Origin of the sequence: Aureimonas sp. OT7 (assembly GCF_014844055.1) — a bacterium.
In the GTDB taxonomy this organism is placed as follows: Bacteria; Pseudomonadota; Alphaproteobacteria; order Rhizobiales; family Rhizobiaceae; genus Aureimonas; species Aureimonas altamirensis_A.
In genome coordinates this window covers 3,840,185-3,861,091 of the sequence record NZ_CP062167.1, presented here as the reverse complement: position 1 = coordinate 3,861,091, position 20,907 = coordinate 3,840,185, and the positions used below count along the sequence as shown (strand labels likewise).

15 protein-coding genes, 1 tRNA gene, 3 pseudogenes and 1 riboswitch are annotated in these 20,907 nt (G+C 59.9%); of the genes and pseudogenes, 10 read left to right on the top strand and 9 right to left on the bottom strand.

Annotated features, from left to right (window positions below; translation table 11 throughout):
* Positions 1–198: 198 nt before the first annotated feature.
* The gene (locus IGS74_RS18460; RefSeq protein WP_192388104.1) at positions 199–624 is read right to left on the bottom strand and encodes a nuclear transport factor 2 family protein; all 426 of its coding nucleotides are present in this window, start codon (positions 622–624) and stop codon (positions 199–201) included.
* A 76-nt stretch (positions 625–700) separates the two neighbouring features.
* Positions 701–1,452: pseudogene (locus tag IGS74_RS18455) on the bottom strand (SDR family oxidoreductase).
* 89 nt (positions 1,453–1,541) lie between these two features.
* On the opposite strand from IGS74_RS18455, the gene IGS74_RS18450 reads away from it, so the two are divergent.
* Positions 1,542–1,895, top strand: a complete 354-nt coding sequence (locus tag IGS74_RS18450; RefSeq protein WP_246722690.1) for a helix-turn-helix domain-containing protein — start codon at positions 1,542–1,544, stop codon at positions 1,893–1,895.
* Between the two features lie 42 nt (positions 1,896–1,937).
* On the opposite strand, the gene IGS74_RS18445 is transcribed toward IGS74_RS18450, so the two are convergent.
* The 4 genes and pseudogenes from IGS74_RS18445 to IGS74_RS18430 form a co-directional block, all read right to left on the bottom strand.
* A complete protein-coding gene (locus tag IGS74_RS18445; RefSeq protein WP_192388102.1) occupies positions 1,938–3,389 on the bottom strand; it encodes an amidohydrolase family protein in 1,452 nt (483 codons plus the stop codon).
* A gap of 70 nt (positions 3,390–3,459) precedes the next feature.
* A complete protein-coding gene (locus IGS74_RS18440; RefSeq protein ID WP_246722688.1) occupies positions 3,460–5,049 on the bottom strand; it encodes an MFS transporter in 1,590 nt (529 codons plus the stop codon).
* A gap of 55 nt (positions 5,050–5,104) precedes the next feature.
* A complete protein-coding gene (gene glsA, locus IGS74_RS18435; protein ID WP_192388100.1) occupies positions 5,105–6,106 on the bottom strand; it encodes a glutaminase A in 1,002 nt (333 codons plus the stop codon).
* 397 nt (positions 6,107–6,503) lie between these two features.
* Positions 6,504–7,057: pseudogene (locus IGS74_RS18430) on the bottom strand (site-specific integrase); the annotation flags it as partial.
* On the opposite strand from IGS74_RS18430, the gene IGS74_RS20355 reads away from it, so the two are divergent.
* The 3 genes from IGS74_RS20355 (at position 6,989) to IGS74_RS18420 (ending at position 10,119) form a co-directional block, all read left to right on the top strand.
* A complete protein-coding gene (locus tag IGS74_RS20355; RefSeq protein ID WP_246723228.1) occupies positions 6,989–7,165 on the top strand; it encodes a hypothetical protein in 177 nt (58 codons plus the stop codon). The pseudogene IGS74_RS18430 and the gene IGS74_RS20355 sit on opposite strands and share 69 nt — an antisense overlap.
* A gap of 549 nt (positions 7,166–7,714) precedes the next feature.
* Positions 7,715–9,094: a hemolysin family protein gene (locus IGS74_RS18425; RefSeq protein ID WP_206688189.1), complete on the top strand. Its 1,380-nt coding sequence runs from the start codon at positions 7,715–7,717 to the stop codon at positions 9,092–9,094.
* The gene (locus IGS74_RS18420) at positions 9,091–10,119 is read left to right on the top strand and encodes a CNNM domain-containing protein (RefSeq protein WP_192388098.1); all 1,029 of its coding nucleotides are present in this window, start codon (positions 9,091–9,093) and stop codon (positions 10,117–10,119) included. The genes IGS74_RS18425 and IGS74_RS18420 overlap by 4 nt, the downstream gene beginning before the upstream one ends.
* A gap of 465 nt (positions 10,120–10,584) precedes the next feature.
* On the opposite strand, the gene IGS74_RS18415 is transcribed toward IGS74_RS18420, so the two are convergent.
* On the bottom strand, positions 10,585–11,385 hold the full coding sequence (locus IGS74_RS18415; protein WP_192391878.1) for an APH(3'') family aminoglycoside O-phosphotransferase: 801 nt from the start codon (positions 11,383–11,385) through the stop codon (positions 10,585–10,587).
* A 360-nt stretch (positions 11,386–11,745) separates the two neighbouring features.
* On the opposite strand from IGS74_RS18415, the pseudogene IGS74_RS18410 reads away from it, so the two are divergent.
* The 3 genes and pseudogenes from IGS74_RS18410 to IGS74_RS18400 form a co-directional block, all read left to right on the top strand.
* Positions 11,746–12,279: pseudogene (locus IGS74_RS18410) on the top strand (integrase core domain-containing protein); the annotation flags it as partial.
* A 173-nt stretch (positions 12,280–12,452) separates the two neighbouring features.
* Positions 12,453–13,385, top strand: a complete 933-nt coding sequence (locus tag IGS74_RS18405; protein ID WP_192388095.1) for an NAD-dependent epimerase/dehydratase family protein — start codon at positions 12,453–12,455, stop codon at positions 13,383–13,385.
* 1 nt (position 13,386) lies between these two features.
* Positions 13,387–16,347 carry a glycosyltransferase gene (locus IGS74_RS18400; RefSeq protein ID WP_192388093.1) on the top strand — a complete coding sequence of 987 codons (2,961 nt, stop codon included), beginning with the start codon at positions 13,387–13,389 and terminating at the stop codon, positions 16,345–16,347.
* Positions 16,348–16,496: 149 nt separating this feature from the next.
* Here IGS74_RS18400 and IGS74_RS18395 read toward each other — a convergent pair.
* Together IGS74_RS18395 and IGS74_RS18390 are read right to left on the bottom strand one after the other, a co-directional pair.
* Positions 16,497–16,573, bottom strand: a tRNA-Arg gene (locus IGS74_RS18395).
* 62 nt (positions 16,574–16,635) lie between these two features.
* Complete coding sequence (locus IGS74_RS18390; RefSeq protein ID WP_192388091.1) at positions 16,636–17,271, bottom strand: thiamine diphosphokinase; 636 nt, start codon at positions 17,269–17,271, stop codon at positions 16,636–16,638.
* A gap of 48 nt (positions 17,272–17,319) precedes the next feature.
* Positions 17,320–17,421: riboswitch (TPP riboswitch) on the top strand.
* 42 nt (positions 17,422–17,463) lie between these two features.
* Here IGS74_RS18390 and thiB point away from each other — a divergent pair.
* The 3 genes from thiB to IGS74_RS18375 are packed head-to-tail and all read left to right on the top strand — an operon-like array spanning position 17,464 to position 20,781.
* A complete protein-coding gene (gene thiB / locus IGS74_RS18385) occupies positions 17,464–18,483 on the top strand; it encodes a thiamine ABC transporter substrate binding subunit (RefSeq protein ID WP_192388089.1) in 1,020 nt (339 codons plus the stop codon).
* Between the two features lie 13 nt (positions 18,484–18,496).
* Positions 18,497–20,071, top strand: a complete 1,575-nt coding sequence (gene thiP / locus IGS74_RS18380; RefSeq protein WP_192391877.1) for a thiamine/thiamine pyrophosphate ABC transporter permease — start codon at positions 18,497–18,499, stop codon at positions 20,069–20,071.
* A complete protein-coding gene (locus IGS74_RS18375; protein ID WP_192388087.1) occupies positions 20,068–20,781 on the top strand; it encodes an ATP-binding cassette domain-containing protein in 714 nt (237 codons plus the stop codon). The genes thiP and IGS74_RS18375 overlap by 4 nt, the downstream gene beginning before the upstream one ends.
* The last annotated feature ends 126 nt before the right edge of the window (positions 20,782–20,907 follow it).

Here is a 20,907-nt window from a genome sequence, read left to right as displayed (position 1 = left end):
CCTAGCACGATAGGCTTAATCTATCCGCCGTTCGAGGTATTGCCTTTGTTTTCGTGCCGTCGAACAACGGCTGGCGTGAAATGGGATGCTACCTGGTTCTCGTTCCGCGCCAGACCAGATTGAAAGCTTAATCTCGGGGGCGAACCTCATTTACATGACGTGGTCGACGGCCCTCGTCGAATCCATCGCGGCGAACGTTCATCCACCGGCGATCCCAAGCTGCTGCGCCGTGATGGACGCTGCATTGTAGCAGTGGAATGACGTGACGTTGCCGTTCTCCAGGTGGAAGACGTCGCAGCACGGAACATCAACAGCGCGACCCGTTGGAGCAAGGGTACCGGAGGGAAGGGACAGATCGCCGAGGTGAGTTCCGCGAATGGCCAGTTCCACGACCACGACGTCGCCGGCCGTGTACAGCTTGAACAGCTCGCGATGAATGTCAGGAAAGGCGGTGGTAAGCCAGCCTATATAGTCGCCGATTGCTCGACCGCGCAACGTTGCGCCCGTGGGAATGTCGGTCAGGTATCCGTCGGCGGAGAAGGCGGCGACGAACCGCTCCATGTCCGATCCTTCGCCTTCCGCCAGGTCGTAGAGCTTGCGGATGATCGTTTCGTTGTCACGCATCGTGGCGTCCTTCGTGAAACCGGACCGGTCCGGCGGCCGGGTCCGTGGCGCTTGCCGGCATGTACGCGTCCGGCACTCAGATTTGTGCCTGTCCCCCGTCGGCGAACAGCTCGCTGCCGTTGACGAAGCTCGACTCCGCAGAGGCTAGAAACAGGGCTGCGGCGGCCGTTTCATCCGGCGACCCAAGTCGTCCGAGCGGAATCCTGGCCTCCATGGACGAGACAAACGACCGCCCCGCCTCCTCGCTCGGCGACAGGCCATGGAAACCCGGCGTCGAGGTGGCGCCGGGCACCAGCACATTGACCCGAATGCGACGTGGGGCGAGGTCCAGGCACCAGTTGCGGGCGAAGCTGCGGATCGCTGCCTTGCTGGCGCTGTATACACTGAACGCCTCCGCCCCCGAACTGGCGGTCGTGGAGCCTGTCAGGATGACCGAGGCGCCGTCCACGAGGAGCGGCAGCGCCTTCTGCACGGTGAACAGCGTACCCTTGACGTTGGTTGCGAACGTGCGTTCGACATGCTCCTCGGTGATGTCGCCAAGGGCCGCGAATTCGCCGCCGCCGGCATTTGCAAACAGGATATCGATCCGGCCAGCGTCTCCCGAGCCACGACGTCGTAGAGCCTGTCGAGGTCCTGAAGGTTTGCTATGTCACCCTGCACGCCGATCGCCCCGTGTCCGACCTCGGCCACCGCGGCGTCAAGCTCGCGCTGCCTTCGGCCCGTCATGAAGACGCGCGCGCCTTCGCTTGCGAAGCGTTTGGCGCTCGCCAGCCCGATACCGCTATTGGCGCCCGTTATGACTGCCACCTTGTCTTCCAAACGATCCATCGACGTCTCCTTTCAGCGTCGGAGGCAACATGGACAGGCGCTGGCGTGAAGACTAGTACTAACCAGAAGGTTAGTGATGGGATTTGGATGTGGGCAGGGACGAAACCGACTGCGGCCTCGATGTCGCGCTTGCCGTGATGGGCGGCAAGTGGAAGCCGATCATTCTGTACCACCTGCGCCCTGGGCCACGGCGCTTCGGCGATCTTCGCCGGCTGGTGACAGGCATAAGCGAAAAGGTGCTGATCCAGCAGTTGCGAGAGCTCGTCGCGGCCGGCGTCATCATACGTCATGACTACCGGGAAGTGCCGCCAAAAGTCGACTACGCTGTGACGCCCTTCGGGGAGACGCTGGTCGAGGCGCTGATGCCGCTCTGCGTCTGGGGCAACGAGCACCGCAACCAGCTCGAGGAACATGGGCTCGTGCCGGCTGTGACGAAGGCCTGAAATGCCGTCAACGACGTCTGTTCAGCACCATATGGAAAAGCGTTATTCCGACAGAGTATTTTTGACCAGCAGGCCATCCTTCATGATCAGGCTGAACCGTTCGGCCGGTCTCTCGAGCAGCGTCAGATCATCCAAAGGGTTGCCGTCCACGAGGATCATGTCAGCAAGCGCCCCTTTCTCGATCACTCCGAGTTTCCCCTCGTACGGTGAGCGAAGGCCGGAGGTGGCCAGCAACTCGGCGTTTACCGACGTCGCGTTCCGGAGAACTTCGGCATTGGAATACCAGCGACCGAGATGAGTCAGCATCGCGCTTTGACGAGGGGCCAGCTCGGGAGAGAAGAGCACATCAGAGCCCCAGGCAGTGCGAATTCCATACTTGCGAACGTACTCGTAGACCCGCGGCGTTCCGGCAAAAAGCTGCTGCACGCGTTCGGCACCGGGCCCCGTCTGTGTGCCCGCATCATCCATCGTAAGAAACGGCTGCATGCTCAGCCAGACCTGACGCTCAGCAATGTCCCGGGCCGTTTCCTCATCCATCAAGTGAGCGTGCTCGATGCAGGCAGCACCCGCCGCCAAGGCTCGGCGCACCGTGCGGGGCGCGTAGGCATGAACGGCAACGTATGTATTCCAATCCCGAGCGACCTCGACAGCGACGCGCAACTCGGCTTCGCTGAATGTAGTTATGTCGAGAGGGCTCCGAGGAGAGGATACGCCTCCACCGCCCACCAGCTTGATTTGAGATGCACCCTGCAGAAGCTGCTCCCGGACCCGGCGCTGCAATTCGCCCGCATCGTCGACAATGGCGGCACTGCCCATCAACTCACTCAAAGACAGGCTTTCGCCGTCTCGTGGTATTTCGAAGGGCATACGCAAGTCACCATGGCCGCCGGTTGTGGTGATCATGGCGCCTGACGGAAAGATGCGCGGACCGGGAATGATACCGCTATCGATGGCTTGCTTGAAGGTGAAGACAGGCCCGCCCATGTCACGGACGGTGGTAAAGCCGCGCATCAGCGTCCGTTCGGCCTCGGCGGTCGAGGCGGCAAAGACGATTCCCGGATCGCCCGTCATCAATACCTGCAACGGCACCGCCGCATAGAGCGTGTGCCAATGCGCGTCGATCAGCCCCGGCATCAGAACGCCGTCGTCGCAGTCGATAATTTTCGCGCCTTCGGGTGGGGGGTTGTTCCCCTGGTCTAGGTCTATGACGCGATTGCCCTCGACGACGACTTGGACGTCGGTGCGGAGCGAATCTCCCGTCCCGTCAAATAGGCGAAGGTTGCGCAGAAAGATGCGGTCGCCGGGGGATACTTGCGCCATGCCGCGGCCGGTGAGCGACCCGCTTACTACCATCGCTCCCAGCCCGGTCATGAACCCCCGTCTGGAAAAGGAGTCGAGCCGGAGTGAAACCCGCTGCATGTCGGGAAGATTGCACAGGCAGCCGGCTTTATGTGCGAAATGAGCATAACGACCCCCGAAACGAGACGAACTCATGGCGAAAATCCTTCTTTGGACGCGGCGTCGCGCGCCTTCGGTATGAGACCGACACCGGGGTGTCGAACGATCATGGCGGCGGAATTTCTCCGGGTCGATAGTTCGGCAGCCGGCTCGCCGGGAGAATGGAGAGGATGGCGAGGCCGGCCATGATCAACAGACCGACACGCAGTGCCTGCAGGCGCGCCTCAGTGTTGACGCGGATCGCCTCAATTTTTTGCTCGGGTGAAGCACTCGTATTCGCGATGATGGATTCCAAACGTTCGTTGCTGACGAACGTGATGCTATCCAGGTTGACCTGTGCCTGAATATCGGGCGTCAGGACAGGGTTTTCCGCAAGTCGAACGAAGACGGCCGAGCTGAGGAGCCCCACCATCATTGCGCCCGCCAATGCCGTGCCGACAGCCGCGGCCAGGTTGTTGGTCGTGCCGCGCAGCGAGCCGACATCGCCGGCCAGTTCCTTGGGCGAGGCTGTAACCAGCACATTGAATACGAGCGTGACGAGCGAGCCCTGTCCGATACCGAAGACCACGAGGCCCAGCAATACGGGGATCTCGCTCCAGTCGTTGCGGACAACGAAGGCAAGCCAGATCAGGGCGGCGGAGCAGAGGATGAAGCCCGCCCGGCCGATCTGGCGTGGCGTGAAACGACCATAGAAGCGCACAATCAGCATCGCCGCGAAAAACACGGTGAGGTTGAAGGGCAGCATCGCGACGGCCGTGGCCAGTGGCGAACGCCCCTGCACGATCTGGATGTAAAGCGGCACGGAGAAATTCAGCGCGGCTTCCAGCGCAACGACAGCAAACATCGCATAGACTGCGGCTCTCTCCTGCGGCGAATCCAGCACCTGCAGCGGCAGCAGCGCCGTTCGGCCTCCGGCCTCGCGTCGGCGGCTCCACACGAAGAACAATTGGCCCAGCAGAATACCGGTCACGATCATGAAGGGGGCGGGTGACAGGCCGGCTATATCGAAGGGCGCGGAGGGGGTGGCAATGCCGAAACCCCAGCCGTTCAGATTATTGAAGCCGAAGCTGATGAAGATAATGGCCACAGCCGCAAGCACGACGCCGATCCAATCTATGGTGACGTCCGGGCGACCTTTGTCCGCCTTCAGGCGAAAGCTCAGGATCACAACGACAGCCGAGGCGACGATGAGCAGTCCGAAGGCCGGTCGCCACCCGATATAGGTGCCGAGGATACCGCCGATCAGGAAGGCGGCGACACCGGCGCCCGCGCGGGCCGAGCCAAGGGCGCCAACAGCCGTCGCCTGTTGGCGGCCGTGATAATTTTCGGCGATCAGCGCGACGAGCGAGGGCACGATCACCGCCGCCGCCGCACCGCTGCTCGCCTGGGCGATGATCATCGTGACGGCACTGGGGCCAAATGTCATCAGGACCTGCGCACAGCCGAAGACGATGACCGCCACCCGAAAGACTTGAACCGCACCTAGCCGCTGCACAAGCTTTGCGCCCAGCATGACGAAGCCGGCGACGATCATCGAGTACGCGACGATGCCGGTGGCGATGGTTGTCGGCGGAACGCCAAAACTTGTCACCATGCCCCCCATCGCGACAGGAAGGGAAGCGACATTATAGGACATGATCACCTGCCCTAGGGCGATGGCGACCATCGGGATCCAGGATGCCTGCGTTTCGGTCAAGGCTGAGCCGTCATCCATCGCTTGCGTCATCGCTTCCCCCCAGGGCGCGTGGGCCTTATTTCTTCGGCACGGAAACCAGCAAATCGAGTCCAAGTCTCTGCGAAAGGAATTGGGCAACCAGTTGCCCCTTCACGCTGTTGCCGGCCGCATCGAGCAGCGGGGCGAAGGTGCCCAGCCCGCCCTTGCCGGGCGATACGGTGACGATGCCGCCGCCGATGCCGCTTTTGCCGGGCAGACCGATTTCGTAGAGCCAGTCGCCCGACGTCTCGTACATACCGGCAGTCAGCATCGCCGCCAGCGCGTAGTGGCAAACATCCGGCTTCACCACCTGCTCACGTGTCAATGGATTGAAGCCACCATCCGCCAGGGTCGCGCCCATCACGGCAAGGTCACGGGCGCTGACATCGAGCGAGCATTGCCGCGTGTAAAGGTCTACCGCTTCCATGGGGTCGCTGTAGATACCGCCAAGGCCTTGCAGCATCCAGGCCAGGCTGCGGTTGCGGAAGTTGGTTTCCGAGGCCGATTGATAGACCTCGTCATTCACGGCGAGATCGCGGCCGGCAAACCGCGAAAGCCCATCCCGGATGAAACGCCATTTCCCTTCCACATCGTCGCCCGGTACCAGGCTGGTGGCAGCGATGGCGCCGGAGTTCACCATCGGGTTGGTACGCCCGCCGGGCGAACGCTCGGCAACGATGGCGGAGTTGAAGGCGTAACCGGTGGCGTTCATGCCGAGGCGCTCGCGCGCACCGGTGGGACCAATCCTGTCGCAGATGAGCGCGAACAGGAATGGCTTGGAAACACTCATGATGGTAAATTCGTGCTCGGCGTCGCCGACCGCGTGCACCCTGCCATCGGTGCCTACGACGCAAATGCCGAACAGGTCCGACGGCACGCGCGCCAGCGCTGGATAAACGTTCGAAACCTGCCCCAGGGCAACAGGATCAAAGCGTCGATGTGCCTCGTCGACAAGGCTTGCAACGCGGCCGGGCGGGGGCAGGTCACCGGTGGAAACAAAGCTTTCTGCGGGATCAACCAGCGGATCGAGAAGATCCATCTTCGCCCCCCAATCATAGCCAGTATTCGACATCAACCGCGTAAGACTGGGCAATAATGTCGCATATCGATGCGAAGTCAATTATACTTGTGAAGATATTTAGGTATGCTCGACTACGCGTACCTCCGACGCGGAAGACGCGGAAGACGCGGAAGACGCGTGACGACGGTGACCATGCGCCGAGCTTGGCACACAAAACCGCTGGGCCACGCACCAATGAAGACGAAAGGGTAAGTGGCACCTTTTCGCAGGCGGCTTCACTGAGCGATAAAATCGAGCTGTTGATTTCGAATGGTGATCCCAGCTGGATTCGAACCAACGACCCCCAGCCTAGGAAGCCGGGCCGAACCCCTATCTCGCAGGGCTTGAGCCGTTCCTTGTCGCATCAATGTCGTGCTCAGGCGAGAAAGGCGCGCTCTGCGTCGGCCATCTCATCAGCTTCATTCTCGCGCGGGAACAGGTGCGAATATCGATCCATCGTCAACGCAATCGTTGAATGCCCCATGCGCTCCTGGACCGATTTCGGAGGTAGTCCAAGGCCAACATCTTCCCGGCGATTGATGCACCAGCTCGCGAACCAGTGCCGGAGGCAATGCAGGCCCGTGTAGCGCGGCGCCATGATGGCGTTGCCCTTCTCGTCGACCTCGCCCGTATCGACAGCCACGCCGGCCTGCACCCATGCAGGGTGTACGTCCCGCCGCAGTAGATTGTTCAGTGCCTCGACCTTGCCGACTCCGTTTGGGAAGACGAGCCCTGCGTCACTCTTGGGGCATGCCAGCTTCCATTCCTTCAAGGCGTTCACCACCATGGGCGGGGCAGGGACCGTGCGCTCGCCTGAGAGGGACTTGGGCCTGCCAATGTCGGCATAACGATCTGCGCACTATGGACGCGCAAGCGGCCTTTTTCGAGGTCGACGTCCTGCCAACGCAATCCGCGCAGTTCGGATTCCCGCGCGAGATGAAGGCCATGGTTGACCACGATGCGACGAACGCCTGGCAGGAGGCATTCGATCATCTAGCTCGCATGATCGACGCCAGCGAGCCGGGATTGGCGAATTGAGCGGTGATCACATAGGCCCTACCCTCGACTTTGGCTGGTGTGTGGTGCGCACAGTGAACGAGAAGCAGCTTCGCCGGGTGCGCTGTACGGACCGCTTCAGGCGGGAGCGGGTGCACATCTGGATGGCGGCAGGGCTATCACCGGCGAAGCAGAAGAAGCTCAGCGCCGGTAGCGGACTACTAAATATGATCGACCGTTTGCTGGAACCTAGGAAGGCTAGAGTGATAGCCGCTATGTGCACAGCGTTAGGCGCGGTGGTGACCGTTGCGCAAATTTTCAGTTGGATCATCAGTCGAATCTGGAATTAGTCGTTGGCAGATCACCTCCGCACCTCTCGCCACCCAGCTGCAACCGCCTCTGTCTCGGTGCACAACCACCGCTCGCCGGCGTCCAGGTCAATCTTCACATCCGGATACGCTCAACTCCCAGAGGCTAGGCCGCCTTTTGACGATGTTGCACGATGGCGCTAACGGTATTGCGCTGCGTTATTTCTGCGCGGACGAGCGAGGAAGACAAGTTCCGCGATGCCGGAACCTGCAAAGGATGGTCTTGGCCATAGAATCAGTACTACTTCTGGTGATCGGAATTATCGCAGTTCTGGCAATCATCGCCGCCAACGCATATTTTGTTGCCCAGGAATTCGCTTACATGGCGGTCGACCGCACACGGCTGGCGGCGGACGCTGCGGCTGGCGATGCTGCTGCAGAACGAGCGCTTTCCGTTACCAAGCGCACGAGTTTCATGCTGTCGGGGGCGCAGCTTGGCATCACGGTCACCGGGCTGCTCGTCGGTTATGTGGCAGAGCCGTTGGTCGGCCGCTCAATTGGCACACTTCTTGGTGGCGTCGGCATCCCGGCCGAGATCGGCATTGCCGTCGGAACAATTTCGACGCTTGTTGGCGCAACACTTATCCAGATGATCTTCGGGGAACTTTATCCCAAAAATCTCGCGATTGCGCACTCGGCGCATCTGTCGCGGGCGCTCGCCAACTCCACAATCGTGTACCTTGCAGTTTTCGGCTGGCTGATCAGCTTTTTCGACCGGTCGGCGAACCTGTTCCTTCGGTTGATCAAGGTCGAACCGGTCCATGACCTCGATGTCAGCGCTTCCGCCGACGACCTTGCTCATATCATCGCCGATTCACGCGAAAGCGGCAACTTGCCGACCGATCTCTCCCTAATGATGGATCGTATCCTCGAATTTCCTCGTCAGAATGTAGAGCATGCGATGATCCCACGGCCGCACGTGGACTGGGTCCGGCCGGACATGACGCTGGGGGATATGCGCCAGCTCATGGCGGAGGGACACACCCGCTATCCCGTTCTCGACAGCAATGAGAACCCTGTCGGCGTGATCGAACTCGCCGACGTTCTCCGATATCTGGAGCAGGGGCGCTTGGACGCGCCTGTCTCCGAGGCGATGAAAGACGTGCTCATCATACCTGAGGTGATGCCGTTACCTATGGCGCTTTCGTTGCTGCAGAGGGAAAACAGCCGCATGGCATGCGCTGTGGACGAATATGGCAGCTTCGTCGGGGCCTTAACCGTCGAGGATATTGCAATGGAGATCGTCGGTAAGATAACCGACGAGCATGACACCGATGTGCGGAATTCAATTGTTGCCGAAGGTTTAAACGTCTGGACGATGGACGGCGATGTGCATCTCGATGAGATTGCTCGGACGATCGGCGAGGATCTGCCAGAGGTCGATACGGAAACGATTGCCGGGCTGGTGATTGGAGTACACGGGATGCTGCCCGAGAAGGGCAGCACCATCAGCGTTGCGTTACCTGTTGGTCCTGCGGAATTCGCAATGGATCAAGTGACAGACCGTAAGCTCGTCATCGACATTCTTGAAGTCGAACGCCATGTGCCGACAAAGCTGCGTGTGAGGCTCGTGGAAGACCGGAACGGGGAATACGTCCGATGACCGACCCGCTCCTTGTCATGCTTGCGACGGTTGCGCTGATCGTCCTCAGCGCCTTCTTCGTCATCATTGAATTTGCGCTTCTCGGCGCGCGGCGGCACCGACTGGAGGAGGTGGCAGCTACCAGCTTGCCGGCTCGCGCCGCCTTGCGCGGCATGAACGATCTGACCCTGATGCTTGCCGGTGCGCAACTCGGCATCACGCTGTGCACCTTCGTACTAGGGGCAATCACGAAACCTGCCGTTGATGCAGCACTCGGGCCGGTGCTGCTGGCATGGGGCCTGCCCCCGTGGGCGGCGGGTGGCCTAGCGTTCGCGCTGGCCTTGTTCGTGGTGACGTTCCTGCATCTGGTCATTGGCGAAATGGCGCCGAAATCGTGGGCGATCGCGCACCCGGAGCGGTCTGCCATGGCCGTCGGAGTGCTAGCGCGCGCTTATATCTGGCCGCTGCGGCCGCTATTGAACTGGATCAATCAAAGCGCGAACCGTCTGGTGGAGGCAAGTGGCGTTAAACCCGTCGAAAGTATTGCCGTGGGGGGGCGCGACGCCGCGACCATACGACAGTTGGTCGCACACTCGGCCGAAGTCGGCGCGCTGGAGCCCCATCTGGAAAATCAGCTCTCCGGCCTGATAGACCTCGGCTCGACACCGTTATCCGATGTGCTAAGCGGAACCCCATTTAGGACCGTACATCCCGATGCGACGATAGCCGATGCAAGGGCAATCGCTCTGGCAACCAATCAGACCCGGCTTCTGTTGTTGTCGAACACCGGCCTTCCGTCGGTGGTACATTTTCGCGACACGCTTCTTGTCGACGGCGGAGAGCTTCTGAAAGACCACGCGAAACCTGCCTTCGTACTGACATTCGATACGCCGGTCTATGAAGCGCTCGCGCGCATGCGCGAAGCAAGTGTTCAGCTGGCCGTCGTCACGAAAGACAACCGGGTAGTGGGCGCGGTCACGCTGGCGGACATCCTAAACAGGGTGCTGCCAAAGGGTCAGGCCGCTGTCGAGGCTCTTGAAGAGTAGATTAAGCCTCTCCCCGGTATGCCCTGAATCTTGCCGAAAACCCGCTCTCGGCGCAACCTGTCGCGCCCAGCGAACTTCCCGCCGAAGACCTCCGGGATCCCGCCTATGTCGAGGCTTTGCGGGACAGGTTCGGCGCGAAATCGAGGAAGCGCTACGGCCGTCCTACGTGAAGGCTTTCGACATACCCGGTAAGGGCCAGGGCTTCGTTAAATCCAAATGGATGAAAGGTGGTGGTTCGGCAATGAACGTCTTCGGGATGACCAAGGGCCAGTTGGCCAGGCCGCAGCGGAGCATTGCCCTATCGGGCGTCTGCTATGCAGGACGAAGCGGTCGTTCACTCCAAGCAGACCCTGCCGCCCGTCTTGTCACAAGTGGTAAGAACAATGCGACTAAGATATGCGACACGAGAATCCCTGATTTTCCGGGGGCCGTCGATCTGTTGCAAGTTTTAGGATTTCCGCGACATCAGCCCCACGTCAGCGGGTCGAGGCGCAGATAGAAGGCAAGGCGCTCCCGATCTGGCGCGCTGATTCCCAATATGTCGAACAGGATGGTGAAGCCGCGCTCCGCTTCATGCGGGGTTGTCCAGCTCTCCCCGGCGTTGGCAACCATAAGTGCCAAATCAGCGTAGCGGTCTGCGGTTCCGAGCCGCCCCAAGTCGATCACCCCGGCACATTGCAGGCTACGAGGGTCCACTATGAAATTGGGCATACAAGGATCGCCGTGACAGACGACCATATCGGCGCGCTCTTGGTCGAGCCGAACCGGCAGCCCTCGCTCCACCCGCGCCAGGAGTTCCTGTAGTGGTATGTTCTTGTCCTCGTCAGGCAGGAAGTCGGGATTGACGGCGTTGCGGGACACTACATCCACGGCGCTAGCGAACATCCGCGACAACCTGCGCTCGAACGGGCATTGGACAACCGGCAGGCTGTGCAGAACACCAAGCTGCTGCGCCATTGAAGGCCACGCTTTGAGTAGGTCGGCCCCCGACAGATCGACCGCCGCCACTCCGGGGATTGCCGTCATCGTCAGGCAAGCCCCTTTCTCCGTCGCTCGCCAGTCGATGACCTCGGGGCAGGCGATACCTCGGCCGTGCAGCCAAGTGAGGCGGTCCCGTTCGTCGGCAAGATCAGCCACTCGCGCGGGCGATGCAATCTTTGCATAGGCAAGCCCATCGTCGCGGCGATAGATGAAATTGCCGGACTCCCCGCTTCGGACGGGAACCCACGCGCGCGAATCTTCAAGTAACTCGTATGCTAAATGCAGATAAACACCTTTCGCGAAACTCCCAAAACCTGCAACAGCCTGTTTGGCCGCCAATCTACCATAGGTTTGAGATCGCTGGACTTCAATGTCCGCTATGGGCTCTTGGCGTCGATGACCTGAGTCCGACAGAGGGGCCGATCGGGTCAGAAATCTGACGGAAAGCCAGAAATATCTGACAGATCACATTGAACAGGAATGGTGATCCCAGTTGAAATGTCAAGAATGTTTAAAATCAACGGTTTATATAAGGTGCGGGGATGAAAGGTACCATTGAAATCATTGAGGTTTAAACACTAGGCCCCGCACCTTTCCGACTCGTTTGGAGAGCGCGGTTTCAGACCGGAACCACAATGCTTACCGCTGGACTTCGTGCATGACCAGTTTGCCTGCGGGCGGCGCTTCCGGGTGCTGAACATCGTCGATGACGTGACGCGAGAATGCCTGGCTGCAATCCCCGACACCTCGATCTCTGGCCGTCGTGTCGCGCGCGAACTGACCGACCTGATCGCTCGTCGCGGTAAACCAGGGATGATCGTGTCCGATCACGGCACGGAGTTCACCTCGAACGCGATCCTAGCCTGGTCGAAGGATCATCGCGTCGAGTGGCACTACATCGCGCCCGGCAAGCCGATGCAGAACGGCTACGTCGAGAGCTTCAACGGGCGGATGCGCGATGAGCTCCTGAACGAGAGCCTGTTCTTCGGCCTCGACCATGCCCGTAGCGCCATCGCCGAATGGGTGGAGGATTTCAATACGACGAGACCGCACTCCTCGCTCGGCTATCAAACCCCGGCAGCTTTCGCCGGGCTTCTCGCCGCAACCGGCACTCCGGTTGCTCAACCCGCGCCGCAGGGCGTAACAGAAACGGACGAGACTCTAAGCGCCGCTGGATGAAGGTTCAGTGGCACGTCAAGTGAAGTTCGACTGCGGATAGGCGGGGCTTCCGTATTGCCCTGTCCCTTCCAGCAGAACGGGTTAGATGGTAGGCGTGCCACCATAGGTTGCTGCCGCAGAGTGCTCGCGTGTAGCAAACCACGCAGCGAGACTCTGAATAAAGGCGCTTACATATGAGGGCGGTGGTACTTGGAGGCGGCGGGTTCATCGGAACGAATGTCTGCCGAAAGCTCGTTTCTCAAGGCTACGAAGTGAGGGCATTTGGTCGCCATTTCGTGGACTCTCGGGCGTTGGTTGGGGCGGAGATTATCCAAGGCGATTTCAATGATGAAACCGTTGTAGCGACCGCTTTACAAGGCGCTGACGTGATAATTCATTCAATCCACGCTACCTTTCCGCCGGCTGCAAACGTCGAGATGGCCGCGGACGTTACCCGTAGCGTGGTGGGTACCATCCGCCTCCTAGAAGCTGCCCGCGCGAGCGGCGTGAGAAAGATAGTATTTTTCTCATCTGGGGGCACGGTCTACGGAACGCCCCTTAGTAGTCCCATAAATGAGAGTCACCCGACTAACCCAATTGGAGCTTACGGCGTCAACAAATTAATGATTGAGAAATATGTAAGCATCTTCGAGCACTTGTACGGAATTGCAGGATATATTCTTCGTATTTCAAATCCTTATGGCCCATATCAGCTTGGAATTAAGCAACAGGGATTAATTCCAAATGTATACAATAAAATAATTTCAACAAAAAAAGTTCAAGTTTTTGGCGACGGAAAAAATGTAAGAGACTATATATTTGTCGACGATGTAAGCGATGCAGTGTCGTGTATTTTGGGCTACCAAGGTATTGAGCGATGCTTCAATGTGGGCGTCGGTGGCCAAGGCCACACGATACTAGACATTGTTAGTGCGGTCGCTAGGGAATGCAAGATTGAGCCGGAGATTGAGTTTGTTCCAGCTCGCGCTTTCGACGTTAGGAGCAACATTCTGGACACCAGCAGATTGCAGCGGGAAACAAGGTGGACGCCAAGCGTATCGTTACGCGACGGGATCGTACAAACCGTCAACTGGCTTAATAGGCGTAATGCTTCAGGAGTAAAATAAGATGCTGCGTACAAATTTTGTCATGCCTCGCAACAAGGGCATAGTGGATTTTGATGGCAGGATAGAAGACTTCTCATTTTCGCTTGACGAAGTTTCGAGCGAGAAAAATTATGGCTGTGGCGGGGCTCAGCGGACTTTCAATCACATATTTGATGATAATCCGCAGACAAATGTTGTTTGGCAGGCTGATGTTTATCATAAGGCAAAGGAGCTTATTCTCAAGATTGGGGCGCAGCGAGTAATAGATTTAGGCTGTGGGAACGGTCACAAGCTTGGTCATATCGTCAAGGATCTGAACGTTAAGGTTGTAGCTGTTGACTATCATGCTTCTTTGGCGACGGCGAGGGAAAACCTCACCAGTGCAGAATTTATAGAGTGTAATTTTGCTGATTGGTCTGATACCGAAAAGGTAGCGACAGCTTTGTCCTCTAATGAGGTAACCGTTGTTATTTTAAGTGATGTTATCGAGCATGTTATAGATCCGCGCCCACTTTTGGTTTTGCTAAGGTCTATTATTGCAGAAAATGAGCAGAGCCGATTAGTCATCTCCACTCCTGATCGATCAAAGCTATTTCCCATCGACCACAACAGTCTTCCGAAAAACAGTTCGCACGTTCGCGAATGGACACTAGTTGAACTTTGCGGGCTTTTGAACTGCTCAGGGCTAAGGGTGGAAACTGCAGGCCACGCTCATCCAAATCAATTTGACGATGTTGCCTCAACTTCGGTGGCCGTGGCTCGTTACGATGCCGGGTTCCATTATGCTCAGCTAGCCAAACTTGGTTTAGACTTAGTACGAGGCGAGACGCACGCCCTCATCACATCCGAGTTCCCGGGTTTAAACAAATCGGGAGGCATCGGGGCCTTTGTGGCTAGTCAAGCTAAGCGAGTTCCTAATTCTTTTGTACTTCTGATCGAAAGGCCTAGCTGCACCGATGTGGCGCGACAGCGCAATGTAATCTGGCCGGAGCTTTTGCTTTCGGAAGCCGAAGTTCGTCATCTGCCCCGTGAAGACCAAGCTTTGGAGTGCATGTTTCAGCTGATGCTGGTCATACCTGGTCTTAGGACAGTGCATTTTCAGGATTACGGCGGAATTGGCTGTCGCATTTCACAGGCGCGGCGAGTGAATTTGTTGCCGGCGTCGATCTCAGCAGTAGTCCATTGCCACGGAAATACTTTCTATCTCGAAAACGCAAACGAGGAATGGAGCCGAGTCTCAAACGCTTATATCCCGCAAAAGGAAAAAATTGCTGTTGAAGCTGCCGATCTTGTGGTCTTTCCTACGGAGTTTCTCCGTCAATTGTATAGAGAGAGCGGTGTTAGCCCTTCATCAAAAAGAGTTCTCATTGAACCGTATTGCTACGAACGTAAGATTGTTAACTCGGCAAAACGTTCTCCTATCAAGCGCGTCGCTTTCGTAGGCAAGCGATCGCACATGAAGGGGTTCGATATTTTTATTGATGCGTTTACAGCGGACACTTGCGATCAAGTTAATGCCCCAAATGTAACCGAATTGGCTTTTATCGGCCCAGATGTGCCAGGCTTCAATCCTCGATCACAGATTGAATCATTGAAAGATCGGTATACGGTTCAAGAGTATAAGAATTTCGACTGGTTCGAGATGTGCGAATACATTCGAAGCAATGCAGGTGACACCCTATTTGTTCTACCATATCGTGCCGACAATTTTCCTCTAGCAATAGTTGACGTTGTTGCGAATGGTGGCCTTATGGTTGCACTGGAGAGTGGCGGCGTTCCAGAAATGTTTTCCGGAGACATCTGGAAGAGGTGTCTTTGCAAAGGCGATAAAAAGGCCGTTGCTGCGAAAATATCAGAGTTTTGTCGAATCAACCCGTCAGAAGCTCAATTTGTCGTTGGCGAACTGACAACCCAATTGGATGCACGACAGGACTTGGAGATACCCTACACGTCTCATCGACTCCGAGATGAACACGTCAGCAAGATAAGTGATACCGCGACGGTTCTAATACCGTTTTACAACACGGAGATTTCATACGTCGAAGCGTTGATTGATGGTCTGAATTCCCAGTCGGTCAGTCCAGCTGAAGTCATCATTGTTGATGATGCCTCGACTGTTGAGTCTCATGCGGCACTGCAGCGCGTATGCGCGGAAAAGCTCGTTCATCCCTTCCGTATTGTTCGTCATAGCCAAAACCTAGGCCTCGCAGGCGCACGCAACACGGCTTTGCGAGAATGTAAAACCGAATTTCTGCTGAATATTGATTCGGATGATGTCCCCCTAAATGAGTGGATTCGGGATATCGTTAAGGCATTGGAGGCTAATCCGTCAGCGGTAGCCGCAGTGCCGTACCTTACGGCATTCAGCGATGGTAGAGATTTTCACCGTTGTGATGCGATGGAAGCCTATACCTACAGGCCCCTAGGTGAAGGAACGATCATTGCCCAAACGGACAACGTTCTCGGACACGCAAATTCTGGTGTTCGGGTACCCCTCGCTCAAGAACTAGGCGGGTGGGGCGCGCATGTGAAAGCCAAATACGAAGATTGGGCGTTTTACCTAGGAGCGGTCTCGAACGGTTACGGCATCGTCATAATCCCGCGCACAGGTTGCCTGTATCGCGTTCGTCCGAAGTCTATGGTCCGGACCTACGCAGATTGGGAAGGGTACCGGCGAATTTCAACTGTGACCTCGGGTCTATCTCGCTTCGAGGCCGTATCGTTGCAGCGCCATCTCCGTTCGGCCAAGGCGGTTCTGGAAAGCTTAGAGGCAAGATCTGCGAATGGGGCAGTGCAGTCCGCCGCCGCTTCTGCGGCGCAATCCGCGGAGCTGGAGCGCCTTAAATCGAGGAGGGTCCTTATCATAGCTGACGGAATGAAGCGCAGGTTACAACGCCACCCACTGCTTTGGGCGGTTACTATTAAAGCTTACCAAGCAACTTGGGCCGTGTCGCGGTTCGTTCTAGGAGCGACTCGACGCTAGGGCAAATGGTTTTTAAGAACCCGGTTCATTGTCTACCTATGACGATGGGCAACACACCGAAGGCGTTGATCCATGAGTGGAGTGGGACCATGGCGGGACCACACATAGGTGGAAGTGTGCAGCGCACTCTTTGTTCGCCCTAGAAAATATGGTGATCCCAGTTGGATTCGAACCAACGACCCCCAGATTAGGAATCTGGTGCTCTATCCTGCTGAGCTATGGGACCAGCCGGCGCGGACAATAGGCGAAGAGCGGCCGGCCGCAAAGGTGGAAAATGTCCGTGCCCAACTATTCGTATGCGCTGAAAATGGCGAAGGCGCGCCCCGCCGCAATCTCGATCTCGACCGGACCGAGCGCTTCGTTGGATTGGGTGAGGAGGAAGCCGAAGGGAAGCTCGATGTTGTCGAGAGGCCATTTGGCGCCCCGAATGCTCAGCCCGGAAAGGGCCGAGAACTTGCAGACCGAGAACTGCGTGCCGGGCCGCGCGGCGTAGCTGAGCGTCCGGCCGGGCACCAGCGGAAAGACATGCTCCCGTCCATCGAAGAGCCACAGCCTGTCGAACCGGTCCGCCACGGCGACAGCCAAGTTGAGGTTGGAGAAGGCGTGATCGGTGCGTGCGCCGCCAAGCGCCCCGACGATAAGCAAGTCCCGCGCGCCCCCTTCCGCCGCCATGCGCAGCGCAGTTTCTCCGTCCGTTTCGCCCTTGTCGCGCGGAAGGTCGTGACGTGGCACGAGCGGGTAGGCGTCCAGCGTCGTCGGATCGACCGAATCGAAATCGCCGACGATCAGGTCGGGCGTCACGCCCAGCGGGGCCGCATGGCGCAAGCCGCCATCCGCGGCGATGACGCGCCGGCCGGCGACCGCCTCGCACAGGGCGGTACCGGCGCTGATATCGCCTGCAAGCAAGAGGGCGAAAGAAGTCACGGCGGCGTTCCCTTGCGCTTGCGCCCGCGCGGGCAGGCGTTAAAATGGCGTCCACTCACGGGGTGCCCCATCCAGGGGCTGAGAGGCAAGAGCCAACCCGACGAACCTGATCCGGCTCGTACCGGCGGAGGGATGGGAGATGGCCGCCGGCACCGGCTGCCGCTTGCCCCTTCCGGCTACCATGGATGCCTCATGCGCACGTTGCTGCTGCCCTCCCTCGTTCTCGCGACCCTGGCGACCACCCCCCTGTCTCAAGCGTTTGGGCAGGATGCGGAGAAACCGGTCCTGACGGTCTATACCTATGACAGTTTCGTGCCGGACTGGGGGCCGGGCCCGCGTATCGAGACGGGGTTCGAGGCGATCTGCGGCTGCGACCTGCGCTTCGTCGGGCTCGACGACGGCGTCGGCATCCTCAATCGCCTGCGCCTCGAAGGCGAGGGCACCACGGCCGATGTCGCCCTGGGGATGACCACCGATCTCATCCCGGAACTGCGTGCCACCGGCCTGTTCGCGCCGTCGGGAATCGACCTGTCGACGCTGGATCTGCCCGTCGCCTACGACGATGCCGATTTCGTGCCGTTCGACTATGCGCCGCTGGCCTTCGTCTACGACAGCGAAACCGTCTCGACCGTGCCCGATAGTTTCGATGCCCTGATCTCCGGGCCGGCCGACGAGAAGATCGTCATCATGGACCCGCGCACCTCGACGCCCGGCCTCGGCCTGCTCCTGTGGATGAAGGCCGTCTACGGCGATGCCGCCGCGGAAAAATGGAAGGCGCTGAGCCCGCGTATCCTCACGGTGACGCCGGGATGGAGCGAGGCGTACGGGCTGTTCACCAGCGGCGAGGCGCCTATCGTCCTGTCCTATACCACGTCGCCGGCCTACCACATGGTCGAAGAAGGAAGCGAGCGCTACAAGGCCGCCCGTTTCTCGGAAGGGCAATACATGCAGGTGGAGATCGCCGGTATTCTCAAGACCTCCGATCACCCGGACCTTGCCAAGGCCTTCCTGGAGTATCTGGTGTCGCCGGAGGTTCAATCCTTCATACCGGTGACCAATTGGACCTTGCCGGTGGTGACGCCGTCGCAGCCCCTGCCGGACGCCTTTGGCAAACTCGTATCCCCGGCCAAGGCGCTGATGATCGACCCCGAGGACGTCGCCGCCAACCGGCAGGCATGGACGCAGGAATGGTTGCAGGCGATTGGCCGCTGACGCCATCCTGCAAATGAAACCGAGCGGCGGACGCCGGCTGGCCGCGACGATCGGCCTTGCCTTCATCGCCATGGTGCTGCTTGCGCCTTTCCTGGCGCTGCCGCTGGCCACCGGGGCACGGCCTGCTTTGGCTGTCGTCGCGGCCGACCCTTATGTCCACGGCGTGCTTCGCTTCACCCTGATGCAGGCGGGGCTTTCCGCGCTTCTGTCGGCAGTCTTCGCCTTGCCCCTGGCCCTGGCGATGCACCGCCGGGCCTTTCCCGGCCGGCAGCTCATCCTGCGCGTCCTGCTGCTGCCGCAGGCCCTGCCCACCCTTGTCGCGGCCCTCGGCATCCTCGCCGTGTTCGGCCGCTCGGGCCTGGTGTCCTCGGTGCTGGCGGCGGCCGGGATCGGCCGGCTGGACATCTACGGCCTGACCGGCATCCTCATCGCGCATGTGTTCTTCAACATGCCGCTGGCCACCCGCCTCATGCTCGCGGCCCTTTCGGCCATTCCGGCGGAAAGCTGGAAACTGGCGGGGCAATTGTCGATGGGGCGCAGGGCCACCTTCCGGCTCGTCGAGTGGCCGGCCATTCGCGCCAGTCTTCCCGGCATCCTGACGCTCGTCTTCATGTTGTGCGTCACCAGCTTCGCCGTCGTGCTGGTGCTCGGTGGGGGGCCATCGGCAACGACGCTGGAAGTGGCGATCTACCAGGCACTTCGCTACGATTTCGACCCGGCCCGGGTAACGGCGCTGTCGCTGCTGCAGATTGTCGTCGTATCCCTCGTGCTTGCGGTGTCGTCCGCCCTCGGCCGGTCGGACGGCGGCATCGCGTCGCTTGGGGGGCGGGCGCGCCGCTACGATCGTGACGGCCCCGCCGCCCGCGTGGTCGATACCGCCCTGATCGTCACGGGCCTTGCATTCATCCTGGCGCCGTTCGGCGCCATTCTCTGGAATGGCCTCGCCTCCGATCTTCGTGCGCTTGCGCTGCAGCCAGCGGTGCAGCAGGCCTTGGTGACCAGTCTTGCGATCGCCGTCTCGGCGACGGCAATGGGCCTTGCCCTGTCGCTGGCCCTCGCCCTCGGCCGGCGGGGCAGGCGGCGCGGCCTTGTCGACTATGCCGGCAGCGTCGTGCTGGTGGTTCCACCGATCGTGGTGGGCGCGGGGTGGTTCCTGATCCTGCGGGAATTCGCGGCGGTCGCATCGCTGGCGCCGCTGGTCGTGGTGACCGCCAATGCGGTCATGGCGGTCCCCTTCATGCTGCGCGTCCTCACGCCGGCCATGGACCGCGCGGAGGCGCAGCGCGCGCGGCTTGCCGCCCATCTGGGCATCCGTGGATGGGCCTACTGGCGGCTGGTGCTCTGGCCGGCGCTGCGACGTCCGCTGGGGCTTGCGTTGGCCTTCGGATTGTCGCTCTCGCTCGGAGATCTCGGCGTGGTCGCGCTGTTCGGCAGCCAGGACCTCGTGACGCTGCCCTATCTCCTGCTGCAGCGGATGGGCAGCTATCGCACCGCGGATGCGGCCGGCATCGCCCTGATCCTGGCCGCCACCTGCCTGACCTTGATGTGGCTTGCCGAACGCGGCGCGCAAACCGACAGGACGCCATGACAACGCAGACAGCCCTCGTCCTCGACGACGTGACCTTTGCCCATGAGGGCCTGACGCTCCGGTTCGATCTCGGCGTGGCGGCCGGAGAATGGCTGGCCATCATCGGTCCCAGCGGTGCGGGCAAGTCGACCCTGCTGGACATCGTGGCAGGATTTCTGCAGCCGGATCGGGGCCGGGTCCTGTTCGGCGGTCGCGACATGACGTCCGCGGCTCCGTCCGACAGGCCCGTGAGTTTCGTCTTCCAGGAGAACAACCTGTTCTCCAACCTGACGGCAGAGGCCAACGTGCTGCTGGGGCTGACGACGGCGCTGCGCGCCAGCCCGGAAGAGAGGCGGTCGGCGCTTGCGGCGCTCGACGCGGTCGGTCTGTCCGGTTTCGGCAAGCGACTGCCGGCCGCCATGTCGGGCGGGGAACGGCAGCGCGTCGCGCTGGCGCGCGCGATGGTGCGTCGGCGGCCGCTGCTTCTTCTGGACGAGCCGCTCGCGGCCCTTGGGCCGGCAATGCGGCAGGACATTCTGGCGCTGATCGCACGCCTGCGCCGCGAGGCCGGCCTGACGATCCTGATGGTGACACACCAGCCGGACGACGCAATCGGCCATGCCGACCGCATCGCCTATGTGGAAAACGGGCGGATCGCCGCCATCGGCACGACGGCGGAGATGCTGGGCCCCCCGCCCAACCCCGTGCTGGCGGGGTATCTTGCCGGGTAATGCCTGGCGCCGCCGCTTGTGCGCCCCCATATTTCCGTCGGATTTGCCGGGCAATCGGCTATCGACGGTTATTCGCGCACCTGTTGCGCCTCGGTGCTTTCGCGGGTGCTGCCGGGCACGCTACCA

Excerpts from the sequence above, each read along its gene's own strand:
- IGS74_RS18460 (WP_192388104.1), bottom strand. The coding sequence starts at position 624 with ATGCGTGACAACGAAACGATCATCCGCAAGCTCTACGACCTGGCGGAA.
- IGS74_RS18445 (WP_192388102.1), bottom strand. The coding sequence starts at position 3,389 with ATGAGTTCGTCTCGTTTCGGGGGTCGTTATGCTCATTTCGCACATAAA.
- glsA (WP_192388100.1), bottom strand. The coding sequence starts at position 6,106 with ATGGATCTTCTCGATCCGCTGGTTGATCCCGCAGAAAGCTTTGTTTCC.
- IGS74_RS20355 (WP_246723228.1), top strand. The coding sequence starts at position 6,989 with ATGGACGCGCAAGCGGCCTTTTTCGAGGTCGACGTCCTGCCAACGCAA.
- IGS74_RS18420 (WP_192388098.1), top strand. The coding sequence starts at position 9,091 with ATGACCGACCCGCTCCTTGTCATGCTTGCGACGGTTGCGCTGATCGTC.
- IGS74_RS18405 (WP_192388095.1), top strand. The coding sequence starts at position 12,453 with ATGAGGGCGGTGGTACTTGGAGGCGGCGGGTTCATCGGAACGAATGTC.
- IGS74_RS18400 (WP_192388093.1), top strand. The coding sequence starts at position 13,387 with ATGCTGCGTACAAATTTTGTCATGCCTCGCAACAAGGGCATAGTGGAT.
- thiB (WP_192388089.1), top strand. The coding sequence starts at position 17,464 with ATGCGCACGTTGCTGCTGCCCTCCCTCGTTCTCGCGACCCTGGCGACC.
- thiP (WP_192391877.1), top strand. The coding sequence starts at position 18,497 with ATGAAACCGAGCGGCGGACGCCGGCTGGCCGCGACGATCGGCCTTGCC.
- IGS74_RS18375 (WP_192388087.1), top strand. The coding sequence starts at position 20,068 with ATGACAACGCAGACAGCCCTCGTCCTCGACGACGTGACCTTTGCCCAT.